The organism is Bacillus sp. BK450 (genome assembly GCF_004364885.1).
Taxonomy (GTDB): Bacteria; Bacillota; Bacilli; order Bacillales; family Bacillaceae; genus Bacillus; species Bacillus safensis.
In genome coordinates, this window is the sequence record NZ_SOBQ01000003.1 from 276,306 (window position 1) to 296,799 (window position 20,494).

Below are 20,494 nucleotides of genomic sequence, written 5' to 3' on the forward strand. Positions count from 1 at the left end.
TTCTTTTAAGCTTCAACAAGTTTAAATACTGCCGCATCATGACGATATACTCATTATCCTTCTCTATGTTGACAAAGCTCTATTTCACATTGTTCCTATCTTTCACGATAAAACGAGTGGGAGCGTTACCATCAGAGCGAGGTCATTCCAACAACAACGGAATTAAAAGCTAATCAAATACAATGGTCATGCATTTGTAAAGAAATACATTGACTAGAAAAGTGTGGTGTCCATATTGAAAGATGTATCGATTTCATCTTTGGAAAATATGAAATTAAAAGAGCTGTATGAGTTAGCAAAACGATACAAAATCTCTTATTACAGCAAACTAACAAAAAAAGAATTAATTTTTGCCATCTTAAAGGCGAACGCTGAGCAAGAGGATCTCTTATTTATGGAAGGGGTTCTTGAAATTATTCAGTCTGAGGGATTTGGTTTCTTAAGACCGATTAACTACTCCCCAAGTTCTGAAGACATTTATATTTCAGCTTCACAAATCAGACGCTTTGATTTACGAAATGGAGATAAAGTGTCTGGAAAGGTACGACCTCCAAAAGAGAATGAACGCTACTATGGCCTCCTTCATGTAGAAGCGGTAAATGGGGACGACCCAGAATCAGCAAAGGAACGTGTTCACTTTCCTGCACTCACACCGCTATTTCCTGACCGTCAAATGATTCTTGAAACACAGCCTAATCACCTGTCTACTAGAATTATGGACATGATGGCGCCAGTTGGATTTGGACAGCGTGGTTTAATCGTTGCACCGCCTAAGGCTGGGAAAACCATTTTGCTTAAAGAAATTGCCAACAGCATTTCTGAAAATCACCCAGAGGCAGAGCTGATTGTCCTTTTGATTGACGAACGCCCAGAAGAAGTAACAGATATCGAACGTTCTGTTGCAGGGGATGTTGTTAGTTCAACCTTTGACGAAGTACCGGAAAACCACATTAAAGTAGCAGAGCTTGTCTTAGAGCGTGCTATGCGTCTTGTTGAACATAAAAAGGATGTCATCATCTTAATGGACAGCATCACAAGGCTTGCTCGTGCATACAACCTTGTGATTCCGCCAAGCGGCCGAACGCTTTCAGGCGGTATTGATCCTGCGGCTTTCCATCGCCCAAAACGCTTCTTTGGTGCTGCGCGTAACATTGAAGAAGGCGGAAGCTTGACGATTTTAGCCACTGCACTTGTTGATACAGGATCACGTATGGATGACGTAATTTATGAAGAGTTTAAAGGAACTGGGAACATGGAGCTTCATTTGGACCGTTCTTTGGCCGAAAGAAGAATTTTCCCTGCGATCGACATTCGCCGTTCTGGTACGAGAAAAGAAGAACTGCTTGTGCCAAAAGAGCATCTTGATCGTTTATGGGCGATGAGAAAATCGATGTCAGATACACCTGACTTCGCTGAGAAGTTCATGCGCAAAATGAGAAAAACAAAGACAAACCAAGAATTTTTCGATATTTTAACGCAAGAATGGAAACAAGCCAATATGTCTGCATCAAGAAGATAGCTTCTCTGAAAAAATACATTTGCAATCATAGACTCACACTGTTATAATTTTATCATGTGCGTTTCAGAATTTATTTCTGAGATATTAACTCTGTTTCCGAATTGGATTCAGGGCGGAAGGAGATGACAGTAGATGAAAACAGGAATTCATCCTAACTACAAAAAAGCTACAGTCAAATGCGCTTGTGGAAATGAGTTTGAAACTGGATCAGTAAAAGAAGAGGTACGCATCGAGATTTGCTCTGAGTGCCATCCTTTCTATACAGGCCGTCAAAAATTCGCTTCTGCTGATGGACGTGTTGACCGCTTTAACAAAAAATACGGTCTTAAGTAATAATAGATACAATAAACAGGCAGGAATCCGTTCTTGCCTGTTTTTTTACGTGGATTGATGGAACTTTAAAACGGGGGAGAAGACCTTATGTATGTGATGAAACAAAGCGGTTGGCTTGAAGTCATCTGCGGCAGTATGTTTTCTGGAAAGTCGGAAGAATTGATTCGGAGAGCCAAAAGGGCCACCTTTGCCAAACAAGAAGTAAAAATATTCAAACCAGCGATTGATAACCGATATAGTACAAGCTCAGTTGTGTCACATAACGGTTCATCATTAGATGGGATTGCAGTAGCCTCACCAAAAGACATAATAACGCACATATCAGAAAGAACCGATGTCATTGGCATTGATGAGGTGCAATTTTTTGATGAGACAATCATTGACATTGTCACTCAATTGGCTGACCAAGGCTATCGAGTCATTGTTGCAGGCCTGGATCAAGACTTCAGAGGAGAGCCATTTGGTGTTGTTCCGCATTTAATGGCATGTGCAGAGCTTGTAACAAAACTTCAAGCAGTTTGTTCGGTATGCGGCTCCCCAGCGAGTAGAACACAACGCTTGATCGACGGTAAACCCGCATCCTATGATGATCCTATTATTTTAGTAGGTGCGCAGGAATCATACGAAGCACGATGCAGACATCACCATGAAGTACCAAGACTTGATGTTGGTACAACACTTGACAAATAAAAAAATAGCAAATGCCGCTGTGTTTCGTTTTTCGAGATTTTGGCTGAACACCCATCATTTGTACTTAAATAAATTAAATAACACTACGATTAAATTATCTAATTTTCAACGCTTGCGTTTTGTCATAAGCAGGCATAAAATGACTAACTGTAGTGTAAAGCATTTAAACGAAAAGTTCGATTTCTTGTCATAATTTTTTTGATTAAGGATTTTTCTCCTTAATCGTTCTTTGAATTAATAGTTCACTTTATTTATATTTTAGAAAGAGGGTAGTTTTTGATGAACAACGTGAAGAAAACAAAAGAAGGGTACCTCGAAACCACTTTGACAGGTAAAGATGTATTATCGATTCCAACGTTGAACAAAGGCGTTGCTTTCTCTGAAGAAGAAAGACAAGAGCTTGGACTAGAAGGTTTACTTCCTCCAACGGTTCTAACTTTAGAACAGCAAGCGGAAAGAGCGTACAAGCAGTTTCTAGCTCAGCCGGATCGTCTTCGTCAAAACGTATACTTAAGTGATTTGCAAAACCGTAACGAAGTATTGTTCTACAAGCTTCTAACAGAAAAGCTTCGTGAAATGCTTCCAGTTGTGTACACACCAACTGTTGGTGAAGCGATTCAAGAATACAGCCATGAATACAGAAGACCTCATGGTGTCTATCTTTCAATCGACGACATTGACGGAATCGAGAAAGCATTTGAAAACTTGCACGCAACTGCTGGAGATATTGACCTCATCGTTGCAACTGACTCTGAGAGTATTCTTGGAATTGGTGACTGGGGTGTTGGTGGTATCAACATCGCAATCGGTAAATTAGCTGTTTACACGGCTGCAGCAGGTATTGATCCTAGCCGCGTGATTCCAGTTGTATTAGATGTTGGAACAAACAATGAAAAATTATTGAATGATCCATTATACATCGGGAACCATCACAAACGTGTACAAGGTGAAAAATACGAAGAATTCATTGATGCTTATGTGAAAGCAGCACTTAAATTCTTCCCGAAAGCATTGCTTCACTGGGAAGACCTTGGAAACAAAAATGCGCGTAACATCATGAAAAAATACAACGATAACATCTTAACGTTCAACGATGATATTCAAGGTACTGGTGCCATTACTTTAGCGGGTGTTCTTGCAGCTGTCAAGAAAACTGGTACTCAATTGAAAGATCACCGTGTTGTCATCTTCGGAGCTGGATCAGCTGGTATTGGAATCGCAGATCAAATGCGTGACACAATGGTTCTTGAAGGTCTAACAGAAGAAGAAGCAAACAATGCATTCTGGACATTAGACTACAGAGGATTGCTAACAGATCAATTTGAAGATGAAGTGCTTGATTTCCAAAAACCATACCTGCGTACTTCTGATGAAGTAGAAGGTTGGGCACGCGATGAAAAAGGGCAAATCTCATTTGCTGAAACTGTTCGCAGGGTGAAGCCGACCATCCTTATCGGTACATCAGGTCAAGGCGGCGCATTCACTGAAGAAATCATTAAAGAAATAGCAGCTCATACAGAGCGTCCAGTGATCATGCCAATGTCTAACCCAACACCGCTTGCTGAAGCTGTGCCAGAGGATCTATTCAAATGGACTGACGGCCGTGCGCTTGTTGCAACAGGAAGCCCGTTCGAAAACGTTGAGTATAACGGAATTGAACATGAAATCGGACAATCAAACAATGCGTTCGTTTTCCCTGGACTTGGTCTTGGTTCAATCGTAACAGAATCAAAAATCATCACAAAAGGCATGTTCGTTGCTTCTGCGAATGCAATTGCTGAAATGGTTGATCATGAGAAACCAGGTGCTGGTCTTCTTCCAAGTATTGATAAATTGCAAGAAGTGTCAATTCATGTAGCTGTTGAAGTAGCGAAAGCAGCAATTGAAGATGGTGTCGCAAGAAAAACGCCTGACAACATCGAACAAGCTGTGAAAGACGCAATGTGGATTCCTGAATATAAAAAAATTGTAAGAGCATAATAAAATGTGTAACGCGGCATTGCTTCGGGTAATCTAAGCAATGCCGCAATAAATAAGAAACATGTAAAGGATTTAAGGAGGAAGAGTAAGATGGACTTTTTAAATATTTTGATCCTCCTAGCACCGATTTTTTTCGTTATCGCGCTGGGTTGGTTCGCAGGGAACTTCGGCAGCTATGACGCTAAATCTGCAAAAGGTGTAAGTACACTTGTTACAAAGTATGCTTTACCAGCGCACTTTATCGCCAGTATTCTGTCAACACCAAAAGATAAATTCTATAGTCAAATTCCATTTTTCGTTGCATTGATTTTCGGAATCGTTGGTTTTTATATCATTATCCTTTTAGTTACGAAATTTGCTTTTAAATATGATTTAACAGATTCTTCTGTTTTCTCGTTAAACTCAGCACAACCGACCTTTGCATTTATGGGGATTCCGGTCTTGGGCAGTTTATTTGGAGCTCAAGAGGTTGCAATTCCGATTGCGATTACCGGAATAGTTGTAAATGCATTGCTTGATCCAATTGCTATTATTGTGTCAACTGTCGGTGAAAAAACAAAAGGAAAAGCCAAAGAAGGCGAAAGCTTCCTAAAAATGACGACAAAAGCCATTTTGCACGGTTTATCAGAGCCGCTTGCACTTGCACCGTTAGCCAGTATCATTCTTGTTCTTTTAGGATTTAAACTTCCTGCAATCGGACATGAAATGTTAGAGGAAATTGGCAGCGTCACATCAGGGGTTGCGTTATTCGCAGTCGGTGTCACTGTTGGTATTCGCAAAATTAAATTAAGCTTGCCAGCCTTCAGTATTGCATTGCTAAAAGTAGCTGTACAACCATTACTTATGTATTTTATTGCTGTTCTTATGGGTCTTTCGGCTGATGAAATTACAAAAGCTGTATTACTTGTAGCCTTCCCAGGTTCAGCTGTTGCAGCAATGATCGCAACACGATTTGAAAAACAAGAGGCGGAAACTGCATCCGCATTTGTGATCAGTGCCATCATGTCACTCATCACATTACCGATCATTATTGCACTTACCGTATAATATAGTAGAAAGGCTGCCAAACGAGGCAGCCTTTCTTAGCGAAATGAATGAAACAGAGGGAAGAGTACACGCTTTTTTTTGATGTCGGGGTGTGCGATTTCCTTTTTTTCTTCTACTTGTGACGGTTGTTTCAAGGCTGCGGCGAGGCGGTCAAATTTTGTGGATAAGTCTTCAATTTCTCTGCGGTGCTGAAGCAGCTGATACGATACACCTTCATCTGCTTTTTTAGCCAATTTCCGTTCAAGCTCTTGCAGGCGGTCTTCTACATCAGTGACGTGTAATTGCTGCTGAATAAGCTCTTTCACTTGCTTTTCTAATGCTTCAATCCGTTGTATGGAGACATCAGTTTCGGCAGCAGGTGCTGATTGACGAACGGTTTCCTTATGGATTGGCAGTTGAATGTCTTGGAGGATCACACCTTCACTCATTTGGTGTTTGACCTCTTTGAGCAGCTGTACGATATCTTCATGAAATTCATAATGTCCAAGTTCATTCCGGGCGACAGGGATGTTTAGCTGTTTGACCCAACGCTGAATCGTTTTTGAAGAAACACCAATTTCCTTTGCAACCTCATTTGTATTCAAACCAAATGCCCTCCCTTTTTTCAATTACAAGTACCATTCTCTTTTAAGAGTTCCTGTTCCTTCACGTTAGACAAAACAAGTAACCAATCGCCAAAGATCGTGTTTTCTAGCGAAAAATTGCAGGAATTCAATTGTTTTGGAAATTTTTTTGACTGTCATACCCCGCTATACTATAATTAGACTGTTACGCACAAAACAGAGGTGAAGACCATGTTAGACCGTTTAAAATCAATTGAAGAACGCTATGAAAAGCTAAATGAATATTTAAGTGACCCTGAAGTGGTGAACGACCCTAAGAAGCTTCGTGAATATTCGAAAGAACAATCTGATATTCAAGAAACTGTTGAGGTATATAGACAATATCGTGCGGCATACGACCAGCTGAATGATGCAAAAGCAATGCTCGAAGAGAAGCTGGATGCCGAGATGCGCGACATGGTCAAAGAAGAAATTTCAGAGCTCACAGTAGAAACGGAACGTTTAGAAGACGAGCTGAAAATCTTGCTGATCCCGAAAGATCCGAATGACGATAAGAACGTTATTGTGGAGGTTCGTGGTGCAGCGGGTGGAGAAGAAGCTGCTCTTTTTGCAGGAAACCTTTACCGTATGTACAGCCGTTATGCTGAAATGCAAGGCTGGAAAACGGAAGTGATGGAAGCGAGTGTCACTGGCACAGGCGGTTATAAAGAAATCATCTTTATGATCAGCGGGAAAGGCGCATACTCCAAACTAAAGTTTGAAAATGGTGCACACCGCGTGCAGCGTGTTCCAGAAACAGAATCAGGCGGACGGATCCATACATCTACTGCGACAGTCGCTGTATTACCTGAGGCTGAGGAAGTTGAAATTGATATCCATGAAAAAGATATCCGTGTGGATACATTTGCATCAAGCGGACCTGGCGGACAAAGTGTCAATACGACCATGTCTGCTGTTCGATTAACTCACCTTCCAACAGGTGTTGTTGTGTCCTGTCAGGATGAGAAATCACAAATTAAAAACAAAGAAAAAGCCATGAAAGTACTTCGTGCGAGAATTTATGATAAATTCCAGCGAGAAGCACAGGCTGAATATGATCAAACACGTAAATCTGCGGTTGGAACAGGGGATCGTTCAGAGCGTATCCGTACGTACAACTTCCCGCAAAACCGTGTAACAGACCACCGCATCGGATTGACGATTCAAAAGCTTGATCAAATTTTAGAAGGAAAACTTGACGAGGTCATTGATGCACTAATTATGGAAGACCAAGCAAGAAAGCTTCAAGATGCAAAATAAAGAGCGAACAATCTTCGAAGCCCTTAAATGGGCTTCTTCTTTGTTAACGGAAGCTGGCAGAGACCAAAATGCAGCAGAACTCCTGTTGATACATGTGCTCGGCTGGAGCAGAAGTGAGCTTCTTGCACGATTTCATGATGCGCTGCCTGAGGAGCAAGATCAACTGTTCAGCAAATTTGTGACGCAGCATAAGGCGGGTGTTCCTGTTCAGCATTTAACGGGTATTGAATTCTTTTACGGACGTCCTTTCGAGGTGAACAAGCATGTTCTTATTCCTCGTCCTGAAACGGAAGAAGTTGTTCTGGCGGCGCTCAATTTGGTAGGTGACGTTTTCCCGCCTGATCAGCCACTAAAAGCAGTTGACGTTGGCACAGGAAGCGGAGCCATTGCGATTACGCTGGCTCTTGAAAAAAAATCACTATCTGTCACAGCGACTGATATCTCACAAGAAGCGCTTGCGGTAGCAAAACGCAATCAACAAGCGCTCGGTGCAGACGTTCATTTTTTACATGGAGATTTGCTTGAACCGGTTATAGCTCAAGGCATTAAAGTAGATGTATTTATTTCCAATCCACCTTATATTGCGGCGGAAGAAATGGACAGTCTGTCTGAGGTTGTGACGAAGCATGAGCCGGTGAATGCGCTGACGGACGGACGCGATGGCTTGTGGTTTTATCAGCGTCTCGTTCATGATCTTCCCAGCGTGCTGAGTGATCAAGCAGTTGTTGTCTTTGAAATTGGACATACGCAAGGCCAAGATGTCACAGCGCTACTTGAGCAGGCATTTCCTAAAGCGGATGTCTGCATCGTCAAAGATATTAACGGAAAAGATCGAGCTGTTTGCGCACACATTCAAAACGGAAAGTCCGGCTGAAGAAAGCCGGACTATTTTATTATGTAAAGATGAAACTTATGGTAAAAGAGAAACGTATATATAGAAGAATGAACATTCTGATCATGATTTTTTACATAAATTTGTTTTGAAGGAGCGAATGGTGTGAACAAAAGGTATGCGATGGTGTTGGTCATCGTCAGTGTACTATTGATTGTGAGTGCTTGTGGTAAACCGAGCTTTAAAAAAGAGGCAGCAGCATTTGGAGAAAGCTATAAAAAAGCACAATACACAGTGAATCGAACGGATGACCTATCTGACATGAAAGAGAAGCTGAAGGTTTATTTAACCGAACATGAATATCAAGAATATACACAAGACAGCATGTTCCCGAGCATATTAGAAGCGGCGAAGGATCAAGATTGTCAAATTAAGCTGAAAAAAATTATGTTTTCGCCTTCAGATGAAAGCGATGACAGAATTGAATTTAACTATGAAATGGTGATCCAATTTATCGATCAAAAAGGAAAAGTCAAAAAAGAAATCGAGAAAAAAGGAGCCATGACTGTCATCAAAACAGAATCTGGTTTAAAAATCAGCCGAGATTGGGATGGGAGACTATACCCTTCTGACTACCAATCCTCACTCAAAAGTCGTTCTTAATGAGAACGGCTTTTTTGTTTTGACTCATAATCTATTAAAAAATTCATATTGACTGTTTATGAAATGAGTTTCCTGGACACAATGTTTGTAGCGAAGAGAAAAAGTGGGGGGAACACACAATGTTGAAAAGTAAAACGATGATTTATCTTTATATGTTTCTATTATTATGCGGTGCTTTTGCAAACCTTGGCAGAGAGGAGACGGCGGCTGCTTCTGCAAATCAGCCTGTTGTTATACCAGATGAAGCGATTCGATTACGCATTTTAGCAAATAGTGATCGTTCAGCTGATCAGGATGTGAAAAGAAGTATTCGTGACGAGGTCAATGCGAATATGACGGAGTGGGTCAAAGACCTCACATCCATTGAAGAAGCAAGACGTGTCATTCGATCAAAGCTGCCAGAAATCAATCGTATCGCCAAAGCGAAATTGAAGGAACAGCATATTGATCAATCTGTATCGGTCAGTTTCCAAAAAGCTTCATTTCCAACAAAACTCTATGGAAATTTCGTCTACCCTGCTGGGAAATATGAAGCCATTTTAATTACGCTTGGAGAAGGAGACGGTGCCAACTGGTGGTGTGTGTTATTTCCACCGCTCTGCTTTATCGATTTTTCAAACGGAGAAGCCATCGCCTCACCAGAAGGGGATGATGATAAACAAGTGACAGCGCAGCAAACGAAAGAGTCTGTTAATGAAGTGGTGAAAGAAGAGGAAGAAGAGACAGGTGAAGTGAAGTTCTTTCTGTTCGAATGGGTCTCTAGTCTTTTCTCTTAAAAAAGGTATAAATCGGTTTTTGCCTCATAGAGTTGAAGTAAGAGATCAAAAAGAGGTGAAAGCATGTATTATCAATTAAGAATAGCTACAGAAGAAGATGTCCCGGCGATCAATGCTTTTCTTGAAAAGGGACAAGCAAAAGGCGGAGTAACGCTTGCAGAGCGAACGGCATTTGTAGTGATGGAAGATGCGGATGGTCAGCTGGCAGGCTGCTTAGGTCTTGAACAGCTCAATGAACAAGAGGGATTGCTGCGGTCTCTTGTCATATCAGATAAGCTCGGTCAGGGACACATTGTCTCTTTGTTCCAAAGTGTTCAAACGCTCGGTGAAAAAATGGGTGTGGATACTTTTTATGTTGTCGCAAACCATTCCTCTTCCCATGATTTTTTGGCATTAATGGGCTTTACGCCTTTAAAGGAAATTCCAGAAAGCATATGGAGCTCTGCACATGCGAAAGAGACATTGGGGAAAGAACAGGCTGTGGTCCTGCAAAAAAAAGGCAGTTAATCACAAAATGATGGACTTATACACATACTTATCCACTATAAAACAAGCGTTATCCACAAATTGTGGACAACGCTTGTTTTATTGATCATCATCTTTTATACTTTCAAAAGGATAATTGAGATATATCAACAGTTTTATCTTTTTTAAAAGGAGTTTGTATGATGTTAAATACAAAAAGGTGGTCTGTGGATTTAGAAAAGGATTTATCCACATACTATCCACAAATTAAACAGGCGGCCGATCTGCTGAAGCAAAATGAAGTGGTTGCTTTCCCGACAGAGACCGTTTACGGACTCGGGGCAAATGCGAAAGAGACAGAAGCCGTGATGAAAATTTATGAAGCGAAAGGGCGTCCGAGTGATAATCCGTTGATTGTTCACATTGCGGAGGTTCAGCAGCTTCACGAATTTGCACAAATAGAAAGCGAAAAAGCGAAGGCGCTGATGGATGCCTTTTGGCCGGGCGCCTTAACCATTGTTCTTCCGTGTAAACCGGGCACTTTATCAAAGCAGGTTACAGCAGGTTTATCCACAGTAGGTGTGAGAATGCCTGACCATCCCATTGCGCTTGAGCTGATCCGAGCAGCGGGTCTGCCAATTGCTGCACCAAGTGCCAATTGTTCGGGAAAGCCTTCACCAACTCAAGCTGACCATGTAGCCAGTGATCTCGAAGGAAGAATCGCTGGGATTGTGGATGGCGGTTCAACAGGTATTGGCGTTGAGTCAACGGTTGTATCCTGTATCGGTGAGACCCCAGTGATTTTAAGACCAGGCGGAATTACAAAAGAAGCATTAGAAGAGGTCGTGGGGACGGTGAGTGTGGACCCAGGGCTGACAAAAAAGGACGAAGCGCCTGTATCGCCGGGAATGAAATACACACATTATGCACCTGAAGCCAAGATGTATATCTTTCATGGAAGTGATGAAGACATGCAGTGTCACATTCAGAAATACAGAGCTGAAGGTTTAAAAGTCGGAGTGCTGACAACAGAAGAAAAGAAATCGCTGTTTGCGGCAGATGTTGTGTACAGCTGTGGATGGAGAGAAAAACCTGAAACGGTTGCTGCAAACCTTTATCGTGTACTGAGACAATTTGATGAAACAGATGTAGACTTGATCATTTCAGAAGCCTTTTCAGAGCAGGGAGTCGGTTCTGCCATTATGAACCGTCTGCAAAAAGCCGCAGGAGGGCGTACACTCCCTTCGTTCCAATAGTTCTAACCTTTCTTGGACAAACATAGGTTAAAGAAGAATGTGTGTCCAAGGGGGATTTACATGAACGAACTAGCTGGCGAATTGCTGACACTCAGCATCATGGCTTTTGCACTTGGGATGGATGCTTTTTCGGTTGGACTTGGTATGGGAATGATTCAGCTGAGGTTCCGCCAGATCATTTATATTGGACTTGTTATTGGGATATTTCATATGTTTATGCCGCTTTTTGGCATGCTGACAGGTCAGCTCTTATCTGGATGGCTTGGTCTTCTTGCCACCTATATTGGCGGGGCGCTGCTTTTGGTGCTGGGACTGCAAATGATTGTTGCTTCTATCCGCAAAGAGGATAAGCCCTTTATCGCACCAGTTGGGGCTGGTCTCGTTCTTTTTGCGACAAGTGTAAGCCTAGACAGCTTCTCCGTTGGTTTAAGCCTCGGAATTTACGGTTCCCAGGTGTGGATGACTATATTATTGTTTGGTTTTTTTAGTATGCTCCTCACATGGCTCGGATTATTACTCGGTAAACAGGTTCGGTCATGGGTTGGTTCATATAGCGGTGCGCTTGGCGGAATCATTTTACTAGCCTTTGGTATCAAATTATTATTTCCGCTCTAGCCAGTCTCCTTACATAACATGTAGAATGAAATGCTATATAATAGAAGAAAAGGAGGGCGAAAGATGAAAATCTTATTTGTTTGTACGGGAAATACATGCAGAAGTCCAATGGCTCAAGCCCTTTTTGCTTCCATTGCAGATGAAAAAGGTTTAGAGGTCACTGTAAAATCAGCGGGCATTTTTGCCTCCGATGAAGGGAAGGCTTCTCCTCAAGCGATCGAAGCATTATTTGAGAAAAGCATTCCACTGAATCACTCATCATCAAAATTGACAGAGGATCTTCTGCGCGAAGCTCATTACGTCTTCACGATGACGATGCAGCATAAACAGTTGATTGCAGAGCAATATGCGCATGCAAAAGGCAAGGTCTTCACTTTAAAGGAATTTGCGACAGGAACAGAAGGCGATGTATCCGATCCGTTTGGAGGAAGTCTTTCTGTTTATCAGGAAACTCGAGATGAACTAGAAGCCTTACTGTATCAGCTCGCTGAGAAGCTGAAAAAAGATCATCATAATAGATAACCTGTAAAACCGTTGCCTCAACGGTTTTTCTGCTATTGTTTGCAAATCACTAGGTAGAGGTTAAAATATAACTGTGAATAAAGAATGAATGTAAGACATAACAGATCAACTCACCCTTAGGAGGAATTGCCCGATGAAAGTAGCCATTGCATCCGATCACGGCGGAACGAATATTCGTGAAGAAATCAAACAACTGATGGATGAATTGAAGATTGAATACATTGATATGGGTTGTGAATGCGGATCAGGTTCTGTAGACTACCCAGATTATGCTTTCCCTGTAGCCAATATGGTGGCAAACGGAGAAGTCGACCGCGGCATTTTAATTTGTGGGACAGGCATCGGCATGAGCATCTCAGCAAATAAAGTAAAAGGAATTCGCTGTGCATTGGCTCATGATACATTTAGTGCGAAAGCAACGAGAGAACATAATGATACGAACGTTCTTGCAATGGGAGAGCGAGTGATTGGACCAGGATTAGCACGTGAGATTGCGCACATTTGGCTGACGACAGAGTTTACAGCAGGACGCCATGCTGTGCGGATTGGCAAAATTGCTGATTACGAAGAAAAGCACCTATAAGGAGCGCTTAACATGAACATTGGTCAAGATTGGCTTGAAATGTTAAAAGAGTTTCATCAAACAGTTGAATTGCGTGCCGGGCAAATCTTAGTCATTGGCTGCAGTACGTCAGAAGTGGCTGGTGAGCATATTGGTACTGCAGGAAGTGAGCAAATTGCTGCCTCTATCTATCAAGAATTGGATCAGTTAAGACGAGAGACCGGGATTGAACTCGCCTTTCAATGCTGTGAACATCTAAATCGTGCCCTTGTTGTTGAAGAAGAAGTGGCTTTCCGTTTTAACCTGGAGATCGTAGCTGCAGTACCTGTCCGTAAAGCGGGTGGTTCGATGGCGGCTCATGCATATCAGCAAATGGAACATCCTGTATTAGTCGAATGCATTGAGGCACATGCTGGAATTGATATCGGCGATACGTTAATTGGGATGCACTTAAAGAGAGTCGCTGTACCTGTCCGCCTCAGTCGTCATCGATTAGGACATGCACATGTGACTTTTGCGAAAACGCGTCCGAAGCTGATTGGCGGAGAACGAGCCGTTTATACAAGATCATAGCTTCGATATATTTCTAATATAATGTTGAATGATGAAGACGCTTTACCACTTGAATATTCGGGTTTTCATAAAAAAGAAGTCGATTTTCCAAAAAAAACTTTTACATTTTACTCAAAAACCGTGTACAATGAGATGGTGAAAACATCGAATGGAAATAGATTGGAGAGGATTTCGCTGATGAAACATTTACCTGAGCAAGACGCACAAGTATTCAAAGCAATTCAACTAGAGCGGAAACGCCAGCAGGACAAAATCGAATTAATTGCATCAGAAAACTTCGTAAGCGAAGCAGTCATGGAAGCACAGGGCTCTGTATTAACAAACAAATACGCTGAGGGCTATCCTGGTAAACGCTACTATGGCGGCTGTGAACATGTAGACGTTGTGGAAGATATCGCACGTGACCGCGCAAAAGAAATTTTTGGCGCTGAGTATGTGAACGTACAGCCTCACTCAGGTGCTCAAGCGAACATGGCCGTATACTTTACAATTCTTGAGCATGGCGATACAGTACTTGGCATGAACTTATCACATGGCGGGCATTTAACACATGGAAGCCCTGTAAACTTTAGTGGTGTACAGTACAACTTTGTAGAATATGGTGTAGATAAAGAAACTCAGCATATCGACTATCAAGATGTACTTGAAAAAGCACGTGAACATAAGCCGAAACTCATCGTTGCGGGTGCAAGTGCATACCCACGCCAAATTGATTTCAAAAAGTTCCGTGAGATTGCTGATGAAGTCGGTGCTTACTTTATGGTCGACATGGCTCACATTGCTGGTCTTGTTGCAGCAGGTCTTCATCCAAATCCAGTTCCTTACGCAGATTTTGTGACAACAACAACTCACAAAACATTACGCGGACCTCGCGGCGGAATGATCCTATGCCGTGAAGAGTTTGGTAAAAAGATCGACAAATCGATCTTCCCTGGTATTCAAGGTGGCCCACTGATGCATGTCATCTCTGCAAAAGCTGTTTCTTTCGGTGAAGTATTGAACGGAGATTTCAAAACATATGCACAAAACGTCATTAATAATGCAAAACAACTAGCTGAAACACTTTTATCTGAAGATATTCAGCTTGTATCTGGCGGAACAGATAACCATCTTGTTCTCATCGACTTGCGTTCTCTTGGCATCACAGGAAAAATTGCAGAAAACGTTCTTGATGAAATCGGTATTACAGTGAACAAAAATGCAATTCCTTATGATCCAGAGAAACCATTTGTCACAAGTGGTGTACGTGTAGGTACAGCAGCAGTAACAAGCCGCGGTTTTGATCAAGAAGCGATGAAAGAAGTCGGTTCCATTATTGCACTTGCGCTAAAACATCATGAAGATGAAGCGAAATTAGAAGAGGCGAAAAAGCGTGTATCTGATCTTACGGCCCGTTTCCCTCTATATAACGAATTAGATTATTAAAAAACAGACCCATTTGCCTATTTTTGGCATGTGGGTTTTTTTTGTAGGATTTGCGAATCATATTGAAAGATGATGTCTTTTTATGTAGAATTGTAGGAAGTGTGCAAAGTTCACCGGAAGATGACAGAAAAGGAGTTGTAGCAAGCAATGGCAAAGGTTTATGTATTTGATCACCCGCTTATTCAGCACAAACTTACATATATTCGTGACGTTCATACAGGAACTAAAGAATTTAGAGAGCTAGTGGATGAAGTCGCAACATTAATGGCATTTGAAATCACAAGAGACTTACCGCTTGAAGAGGTAGATGTAGAAACACCTGTACAAGTAGCGAAATCAAACGTGATCTCAGGGAAGAAACTCGGGGTTGTGCCAATTTTAAGAGCAGGTCTTGGAATGGTAGACGGGATTTTGAAACTCATTCCAGCTGCTAAAGTGGGACATGTCGGTTTATACCGCGATCCGAAAACATTAAAGCCTGTTGAATATTATGTGAAGCTTCCATCAGATGTGGAAGAACGTGAATTTATCGTAGTAGACCCAATGCTTGCAACTGGCGGTTCAGCAGTCGAAGCGTTAAACAGCTTGAAAAAACGCGGTGCGAAAAACATTCGCTTTATGTGTCTGATTGCTGCCCCTGAAGGTGTAGAAGAAATGCAAAAGCATCATCCAGATGTTGATATCTACATTGCAGCATTAGATGAGAAACTAAACGAAAAAGGTTACATCATCCCAGGTCTTGGGGATGCTGGTGACCGTATGTACGGAACGAAATAAGAAAGTCTTAATAAAAGCCCACATGCAAACGTGCATGTGGGCTTTTTGAAATATATGACAAAGGATTGATACCGTTCTTAGAAAAATCAATGTATACTGAACATTGGCTGTTTTTTTCAATGAATGTCACATCTCTCCTAAAGTTTGATGAAATTGTGAACATTTTGTGTGCTCTATCACTATAGAAAAGTTTTTTAACTTTCAACCGATTGACACATCATAGACGCTATTGTATGCTAAACGAGGGTATTATGGTAAGGTTTTCATAGCCTATAGCACTCTACTAATCCTCATTGTGAACCCTTTAATAATCAGGGTTTGTATCAACGAATGAAGCAGCATCCCATAGATCTAAAGATTTCAAGTCTGATTGTGCAATTAGACCGATGGGTGATTGATTTTTTTCGAATAGGACGGCTTATCATCAGCGTCTTCTACGCAGTTTTCATCACCATTTATCACCTTTTTTACAATACTTTTCATCGGGAGTCAGATGAATGAACGATCCAAACGCGATTTTCCGCAGACAGAGTAAATACATGTTCTATCTATTGGCAATTTTTGTGTTTGGCTATGCCATGCCTGGTTTTAAACCATTGTTTCTTGGTTTCATTATCGGCACAATTTTTGCTTTCTTTAATTTATTCCTACTTATACGGAGAATGCACGCTTTTGATCGAGCGGTTAAAAAAGGAAAATCCATTCGTTCAATGGGAAGTACAGCCAGGTGGGCCAACGCGATTCTCGCAGTAGCGATTGCTTGGCGTTACCCTAATGAAGTTCATCTGGCAGGTGTTGTTATAGGATTAATGACAATATATCCTGTCATTATGATAGATTCCTTCATTCAACTTAAACGTTCTACTATGGAAGAGAGGTGAATACTCTTTGGGTCACAGTTCAAAAACTACAGAATTTTTAGGGTTAACGTTCAACTTATCCAATGTTCTCATGATTACGATTGCTAGTATCATCGTTCTTCTCATAGCGGTGCTGACTACTCGTGTTCTGTCTATTCGTCCGACTAAGGCGCAGAACTTCATGGAATGGATCGTTGATTTTGTTCGAAATATCATAGGTAGTTCGATGGACATGAAAACAGGAGCCCCATTTCTAGCGCTTGGCGTTACATTACTCATGTACATATTTGTTTCAAACATGCTTGGACTGCCGTTCTCGATTACGGTCGATCACAACTTGTGGTGGAAATCACCAACTGCTGATCCTGCAATCACAATGACACTAGCAATTATGGTCATGGGACTTACACACTTCTACGGTGTCAAGGCAAAAGGAGTCAAGGAATATACGAAAGACTTCTTCAAGCCAATCCCATATTTAGTGCCGCTGAAAATCATTGAAGAATTTGCAAACACGCTAACACTTGGTTTGCGTCTTTACGGAAATATTTTCGCTGGAGAGATTCTTCTTGGGTTACTTGCAGGACTTGCGACCAATTTCTACACGCAAAATATTGCGCTTGGTATCGTTGGTACATTAGGTGCCATCGTGCCGATGATTGTATGGCAGGCATTCAGTTTGTTTGTCGGAACAATCCAGGCATTTATCTTCACCATGCTGACAATGGTGTACATTTCCCATAAAGTCAGCGACGAACACTAAAAAATTGAGAGTCCAAAAAGGACGTTATTTTAAAGGAGGAGCTTTTTAATGAATTTAATAGCAGCAGCAATTGCAATCGGTTTAGGAGCACTAGGAGCAGGTATTGGTAACGGTCTAATCGTATCTAAAACAGTTGAAGGAATCGCTCGTCAGCCAGAAGCTGGTAGAGAACTAAGAACACTTATGTTCATCGGGGTCGCTTTAGTTGAGGCACTTCCAATTATCGCTGTCGTTATCGCATTCTTGGCATTCTTTGGTTAATATGTGAGAAGCGTTCTAATATGAATTTTAATGGCGAAGATCAGATTAGTTCGAAACTTCGCCATTCCTTTATGTTTTGTTTCTTAACATATTATTTAAAGAAGGGAGTTGCCGTACTAAATGTCTCAGTTACCAGTGGTTTTAGGAGCAGGGGGCTTAAGTTTCAACGCCGGTGATATGTTATTCCAGCTTATCGCTATGCTCATTTTGCTTGCACTTTTAAAGAAATTTGCGCTTAAACCTTTATTAGGTATTATGAAGCAGCGTGAAGATTATATAGGAAATGAAATTTCAAGTGCTGAACAAAAGCACGTTCAAGCTGAAAAGCTTCTTGAAGAACAACGTGTCTTATTGAAAGAAGCACGCGAAGAATCACATACACTCATCGAAAATGCGAAAAAGATTGGTGAGAAACAAAAAGAAGAGATCATTCAAGCAGCACGTCAAGAATCAGAGCGCTTGAAAGAGTCTGCTAGAACTGAAATCGTGAAAGAAAAAGAACAAGCTGTGGCTGCACTGCGTGAGCAGGTTGCATCACTATCTGTGTTGATTGCATCTAAAGTGATTGAAAAAGAACTTGATGAGCAGGCACAAGAGAAATTGATTCAAGAGTACCTTAAAGAGGCAGGCGAAAGCCGATGAGCGTAACTATTGTCTCTAAGCGTTACGCTTCTGCTCTTTTTGACATCGTTCTTGCTTCTTCGGCAGTAGACGAAACTGAAAAAGAGCTGAATGAGATCAAAAAAGTTCTAAAGGCTGATCAAGAACTCAATGACTTCCTTGTTCATCCAAAGATTACGGCAGACAAAAAGAAACAGTTGATTGCTGAAGCTTTCAAAGGTGTTTCTACTTATGTATTGCACACAATGTATTTACTGATTGACCGCGGACGCACGAATATTTTCTCTGAAATGACGTCTGAGTTTGTGAAACTTGCAAACCGTACGAAACAAATAGACGATGCGATCGTGTATTCAGTGAAACCGCTGAGCGGTGCTGAAATTCAATCTTTATCTGAAGTATTTGCCAAAAAAGCCGGAGTCACATCACTGCGTGTTGAAAATGTGATTGACAAGGATCTAATAGGCGGAGTGAAAATCCGTATCGGAAACCGCATTTATGACGGCAGTGTGAGTGGAAAGCTTTCCCGCATTGAACGTCAGCTTGCAGGCGAAAATCGTTAGAAGGGGTGAAACCTTAGTGAGTATCAAAGCTGAAGAGATTAGCGCGCTGATAAAGCAGCAAATCCAAAACTATCAATCAGAAATTGAAGTAAAAGATGTCGGTACAGTCATTCAAGTAGGGGACGGTATCGCGCGTGTACATGGCCTTGACAACATTATGGCAGGAGAGCTGGTTGAGTTCTCTAACGGTGTAATGGGTATGGCTCAAAACCTTGAGGAGTCTAACGTAGGTATCGTTATTTTAGGACCTTACAAAGATATCCGTGAAGGTGATGACGTAAAACGTACAGGTCGTATCATGGAGGTTCCAGTAGGTGAAGAATTAATCGGACGTATTGTGAACCCGCTTGGTCAGCCTGTTGATGGACTAGGTCCAATTTTAACAAGCAAAACACGTCCAATCGAAAGTGAAGCACCTGGTGTTATGGATCGTAAATCTGTACATGAGCCGCTTCAAACAGGAATTAAAGCCATTGATGCTTTGATTCCAATCGGCCGCGGACAGCGTGAATTGATCATTGGTGACCGTCAAACAGGTAAAACATCTGTTGCAATCGATACGATTCTAAACCAAAAAGATCAAGACATGATCTGTATTTATGTAGCTATCGGACAAAAAGAATCTACGGTTCGTGGTGTTGTTGAAACACTTCGTAAGCATGGTGCGCTTGACTACACAATCGTTGTCACAGCTTCTGCATCACAGCCAGCTCCACTTCTTTACCTTGCTCCTTATGCAGGTGTAACGATGGGTGAGGAATTCATGTATAACGGCAAGCACGTACTTGTTGTCTATGATGACCTTTCTAAACAAGCGGCAGCTTACCGTGAGCTTTCATTATTGCTTCGTCGTCCTCCAGGTCGTGAGGCATTCCCTGGTGATGTTTTCTATCTTCACTCTCGTTTATTAGAACGTGCAGCGAAGCTTAGTGACGAAAAGGGTGGCGGTTCTATCACAGCATTGCCTTTCGTAGAAACGCAAGCTGGCGATATCTCTGCATATATCCCTACAAACGTTATTTCCATCACAGATGGACAGATTTTCTTACAATCTGACCTCTTCTTCTCAGGCGTACGTCCAGCGGTAAACGCAGGATTGTCTGTATCCCGTGTAGGTGGTTCTGCACAAATCAAAGCGATGAAAAAGGTAGCAGGTACACTTCGTCTGGATCTTGCTTCTTATCGTGAGCTTGAAGCATTCGCTCAGTTTGGATCTGATCTAGACCAAGCCACTCAAGCGAAATTAAACCGTGGTGCAAGAACAGTTGAAGTCTTAAAACAAGACTTGAACAAACCGCTTAAAGTTGAAAAACAAGTAGCGATTCTTTACGCACTAACAAGAGGATACTTAGACGATGTAGCCATTGCTGATGTTAAACGTTTTGAAGCTGAGTTATTCTTGTACATTGAAGAAAACCATAAAGGCTTGTTTGACACAATCTCTCAAACAGGAAATATGCCTGCTGATGAAGAGTGGAAGACAGCAATCGAAGGCTTTAAACGTACGTTTGCACCAAGCAACTAATTAG

24 protein-coding genes are annotated in these 20,494 nt (G+C 41.7%); 23 read left to right on the forward strand and 1 reads right to left on the reverse strand.

Going from position 1 to position 20,494, the window contains the following annotated elements:
- The first annotated feature begins 235 nt into the window (after nt 1–235).
- The 5 genes from rho (at nt 236) to EV579_RS11345 (ending at nt 5,569) form a co-directional block, all read left to right on the forward strand.
- On the forward strand, nt 236–1,519 hold the full coding sequence (rho, locus tag EV579_RS11325) for a transcription termination factor Rho (protein ID WP_008354975.1): 1,284 nt from the start codon (nt 236–238) through the stop codon (nt 1,517–1,519).
- 132 nt (nt 1,520–1,651) lie between these two features.
- A complete protein-coding gene (gene rpmE, locus EV579_RS11330) occupies nt 1,652–1,852 on the forward strand; it encodes a 50S ribosomal protein L31 (protein ID WP_003215407.1) in 201 nt (66 codons plus the stop codon).
- A gap of 87 nt (nt 1,853–1,939) precedes the next feature.
- Nucleotides 1,940–2,542 carry a thymidine kinase gene (locus tag EV579_RS11335; RefSeq protein WP_024423745.1) on the forward strand — a complete coding sequence of 201 codons (603 nt, stop codon included), beginning with the start codon at nt 1,940–1,942 and terminating at the stop codon, nt 2,540–2,542.
- Nucleotides 2,543–2,821: 279 nt separating this feature from the next.
- Nucleotides 2,822–4,522 carry an oxaloacetate-decarboxylating malate dehydrogenase gene (malS, locus tag EV579_RS11340; RefSeq protein ID WP_133744467.1) on the forward strand — a complete coding sequence of 567 codons (1,701 nt, stop codon included), beginning with the start codon at nt 2,822–2,824 and terminating at the stop codon, nt 4,520–4,522.
- Between the two features lie 90 nt (nt 4,523–4,612).
- Nucleotides 4,613–5,569 (forward strand): AEC family transporter, encoded by a 957-nt coding sequence (locus EV579_RS11345; protein WP_024423743.1) that lies wholly within the window; start codon nt 4,613–4,615, stop codon nt 5,567–5,569.
- A gap of 35 nt (nt 5,570–5,604) precedes the next feature.
- Here the strand turns inward: EV579_RS11345 and racA are convergent, their stop codons facing one another.
- Nucleotides 5,605–6,153, reverse strand: coding sequence for a chromosome-anchoring protein RacA (gene racA, locus EV579_RS11350; RefSeq protein WP_133744468.1), 549 nt, complete (start codon nt 6,151–6,153; stop codon nt 5,605–5,607).
- A 210-nt stretch (nt 6,154–6,363) separates the two neighbouring features.
- Here racA and prfA point away from each other — a divergent pair, with 210 nt between their 5' ends.
- The 18 genes from prfA to atpA all read left to right on the forward strand — a co-directional run bounded on the left by prfA (nt 6,364) and on the right by atpA (nt 20,490).
- Complete coding sequence (prfA, locus tag EV579_RS11355; protein WP_122631635.1) at nt 6,364–7,431, forward strand: peptide chain release factor 1; 1,068 nt, start codon at nt 6,364–6,366, stop codon at nt 7,429–7,431.
- Entirely contained in the window at nt 7,421–8,305 is an 885-nt protein-coding gene (prmC, locus tag EV579_RS11360) for a peptide chain release factor N(5)-glutamine methyltransferase (protein WP_133744469.1), read from the forward strand. The genes prfA and prmC overlap by 11 nt, the downstream gene beginning before the upstream one ends.
- A gap of 141 nt (nt 8,306–8,446) precedes the next feature.
- Nucleotides 8,447–8,926, forward strand: a complete 480-nt coding sequence (locus EV579_RS11365) for a hypothetical protein (protein WP_122631700.1) — start codon at nt 8,447–8,449, stop codon at nt 8,924–8,926.
- Between the two features lie 119 nt (nt 8,927–9,045).
- Nucleotides 9,046–9,702, forward strand: a complete 657-nt coding sequence (gene spoIIR / locus EV579_RS11370; RefSeq protein ID WP_133744470.1) for a stage II sporulation protein R — start codon at nt 9,046–9,048, stop codon at nt 9,700–9,702.
- Between the two features lie 63 nt (nt 9,703–9,765).
- Nucleotides 9,766–10,209 (forward strand): GNAT family N-acetyltransferase, encoded by a 444-nt coding sequence (locus EV579_RS11375; RefSeq protein WP_044330897.1) that lies wholly within the window; start codon nt 9,766–9,768, stop codon nt 10,207–10,209.
- Between the two features lie 161 nt (nt 10,210–10,370).
- A complete protein-coding gene (locus EV579_RS11380; RefSeq protein WP_133744471.1) occupies nt 10,371–11,423 on the forward strand; it encodes an L-threonylcarbamoyladenylate synthase in 1,053 nt (350 codons plus the stop codon).
- 60 nt (nt 11,424–11,483) lie between these two features.
- The gene (locus tag EV579_RS11385) at nt 11,484–12,038 is read left to right on the forward strand and encodes a manganese efflux pump MntP (protein WP_024423735.1); all 555 of its coding nucleotides are present in this window, start codon (nt 11,484–11,486) and stop codon (nt 12,036–12,038) included.
- Nucleotides 12,039–12,101: 63 nt separating this feature from the next.
- Nucleotides 12,102–12,560, forward strand: a complete 459-nt coding sequence (locus EV579_RS11390; RefSeq protein WP_024423734.1) for a low molecular weight protein arginine phosphatase — start codon at nt 12,102–12,104, stop codon at nt 12,558–12,560.
- A 133-nt stretch (nt 12,561–12,693) separates the two neighbouring features.
- A complete protein-coding gene (gene rpiB / locus EV579_RS11395) occupies nt 12,694–13,143 on the forward strand; it encodes a ribose 5-phosphate isomerase B (RefSeq protein WP_003214714.1) in 450 nt (149 codons plus the stop codon).
- A gap of 12 nt (nt 13,144–13,155) precedes the next feature.
- Nucleotides 13,156–13,695 carry a TIGR01440 family protein gene (locus tag EV579_RS11400; RefSeq protein WP_024423733.1) on the forward strand — a complete coding sequence of 180 codons (540 nt, stop codon included), beginning with the start codon at nt 13,156–13,158 and terminating at the stop codon, nt 13,693–13,695.
- Nucleotides 13,696–13,872: 177 nt separating this feature from the next.
- Nucleotides 13,873–15,120: a serine hydroxymethyltransferase gene (gene glyA, locus EV579_RS11405; RefSeq protein ID WP_024423732.1), complete on the forward strand. Its 1,248-nt coding sequence runs from the start codon at nt 13,873–13,875 to the stop codon at nt 15,118–15,120.
- 147 nt (nt 15,121–15,267) lie between these two features.
- Nucleotides 15,268–15,897 carry a uracil phosphoribosyltransferase gene (gene upp / locus EV579_RS11410; protein ID WP_003214553.1) on the forward strand — a complete coding sequence of 210 codons (630 nt, stop codon included), beginning with the start codon at nt 15,268–15,270 and terminating at the stop codon, nt 15,895–15,897.
- A gap of 497 nt (nt 15,898–16,394) precedes the next feature.
- Nucleotides 16,395–16,778: an ATP synthase subunit I gene (locus EV579_RS11415; RefSeq protein WP_024423731.1), complete on the forward strand. Its 384-nt coding sequence runs from the start codon at nt 16,395–16,397 to the stop codon at nt 16,776–16,778.
- A gap of 7 nt (nt 16,779–16,785) precedes the next feature.
- Nucleotides 16,786–17,520 (forward strand): F0F1 ATP synthase subunit A, encoded by a 735-nt coding sequence (atpB, locus tag EV579_RS11420; RefSeq protein WP_024423730.1) that lies wholly within the window; start codon nt 16,786–16,788, stop codon nt 17,518–17,520.
- A 48-nt stretch (nt 17,521–17,568) separates the two neighbouring features.
- Complete coding sequence (gene atpE, locus EV579_RS11425) at nt 17,569–17,781, forward strand: F0F1 ATP synthase subunit C (RefSeq protein ID WP_003214968.1); 213 nt, start codon at nt 17,569–17,571, stop codon at nt 17,779–17,781.
- Between the two features lie 120 nt (nt 17,782–17,901).
- Complete coding sequence (atpF, locus tag EV579_RS11430) at nt 17,902–18,423, forward strand: F0F1 ATP synthase subunit B (protein WP_008354935.1); 522 nt, start codon at nt 17,902–17,904, stop codon at nt 18,421–18,423.
- Nucleotides 18,420–18,965: a F0F1 ATP synthase subunit delta gene (locus EV579_RS11435; protein WP_047202549.1), complete on the forward strand. Its 546-nt coding sequence runs from the start codon at nt 18,420–18,422 to the stop codon at nt 18,963–18,965. The genes atpF and EV579_RS11435 overlap by 4 nt, the downstream gene beginning before the upstream one ends.
- A 16-nt stretch (nt 18,966–18,981) precedes the next feature.
- Nucleotides 18,982–20,490: a F0F1 ATP synthase subunit alpha gene (atpA, locus tag EV579_RS11440; protein ID WP_024423728.1), complete on the forward strand. Its 1,509-nt coding sequence runs from the start codon at nt 18,982–18,984 to the stop codon at nt 20,488–20,490.
- Nucleotides 20,491–20,494: the final 4 nt, after the last annotated feature.

Coding starts and splice junctions, on each gene's coding strand:
- rpmE (WP_003215407.1), top strand. CDS start 1,652: ATGAAAACAGGAATTCATCCTAACTACAAAAAAGCTACAGTCAAATGC.
- EV579_RS11335 (WP_024423745.1), top strand. CDS start 1,940: ATGTATGTGATGAAACAAAGCGGTTGGCTTGAAGTCATCTGCGGCAGT.
- malS (WP_133744467.1), top strand. CDS start 2,822: ATGAACAACGTGAAGAAAACAAAAGAAGGGTACCTCGAAACCACTTTG.
- EV579_RS11345 (WP_024423743.1), top strand. CDS start 4,613: ATGGACTTTTTAAATATTTTGATCCTCCTAGCACCGATTTTTTTCGTT.
- prfA (WP_122631635.1), top strand. CDS start 6,364: ATGTTAGACCGTTTAAAATCAATTGAAGAACGCTATGAAAAGCTAAAT.
- prmC (WP_133744469.1), top strand. CDS start 7,421: ATGCAAAATAAAGAGCGAACAATCTTCGAAGCCCTTAAATGGGCTTCT.
- EV579_RS11365 (WP_122631700.1), top strand. CDS start 8,447: ATGGTGTTGGTCATCGTCAGTGTACTATTGATTGTGAGTGCTTGTGGT.
- spoIIR (WP_133744470.1), top strand. CDS start 9,046: ATGTTGAAAAGTAAAACGATGATTTATCTTTATATGTTTCTATTATTA.
- EV579_RS11375 (WP_044330897.1), top strand. CDS start 9,766: ATGTATTATCAATTAAGAATAGCTACAGAAGAAGATGTCCCGGCGATC.
- EV579_RS11380 (WP_133744471.1), top strand. CDS start 10,371: ATGTTAAATACAAAAAGGTGGTCTGTGGATTTAGAAAAGGATTTATCC.
- EV579_RS11385 (WP_024423735.1), top strand. CDS start 11,484: ATGAACGAACTAGCTGGCGAATTGCTGACACTCAGCATCATGGCTTTT.
- EV579_RS11390 (WP_024423734.1), top strand. CDS start 12,102: ATGAAAATCTTATTTGTTTGTACGGGAAATACATGCAGAAGTCCAATG.
- rpiB (WP_003214714.1), top strand. CDS start 12,694: ATGAAAGTAGCCATTGCATCCGATCACGGCGGAACGAATATTCGTGAA.
- EV579_RS11400 (WP_024423733.1), top strand. CDS start 13,156: ATGAACATTGGTCAAGATTGGCTTGAAATGTTAAAAGAGTTTCATCAA.
- glyA (WP_024423732.1), top strand. CDS start 13,873: ATGAAACATTTACCTGAGCAAGACGCACAAGTATTCAAAGCAATTCAA.
- upp (WP_003214553.1), top strand. CDS start 15,268: ATGGCAAAGGTTTATGTATTTGATCACCCGCTTATTCAGCACAAACTT.
- EV579_RS11415 (WP_024423731.1), top strand. CDS start 16,395: ATGAACGATCCAAACGCGATTTTCCGCAGACAGAGTAAATACATGTTC.
- atpE (WP_003214968.1), top strand. CDS start 17,569: ATGAATTTAATAGCAGCAGCAATTGCAATCGGTTTAGGAGCACTAGGA.
- atpF (WP_008354935.1), top strand. CDS start 17,902: ATGTCTCAGTTACCAGTGGTTTTAGGAGCAGGGGGCTTAAGTTTCAAC.
- EV579_RS11435 (WP_047202549.1), top strand. CDS start 18,420: ATGAGCGTAACTATTGTCTCTAAGCGTTACGCTTCTGCTCTTTTTGAC.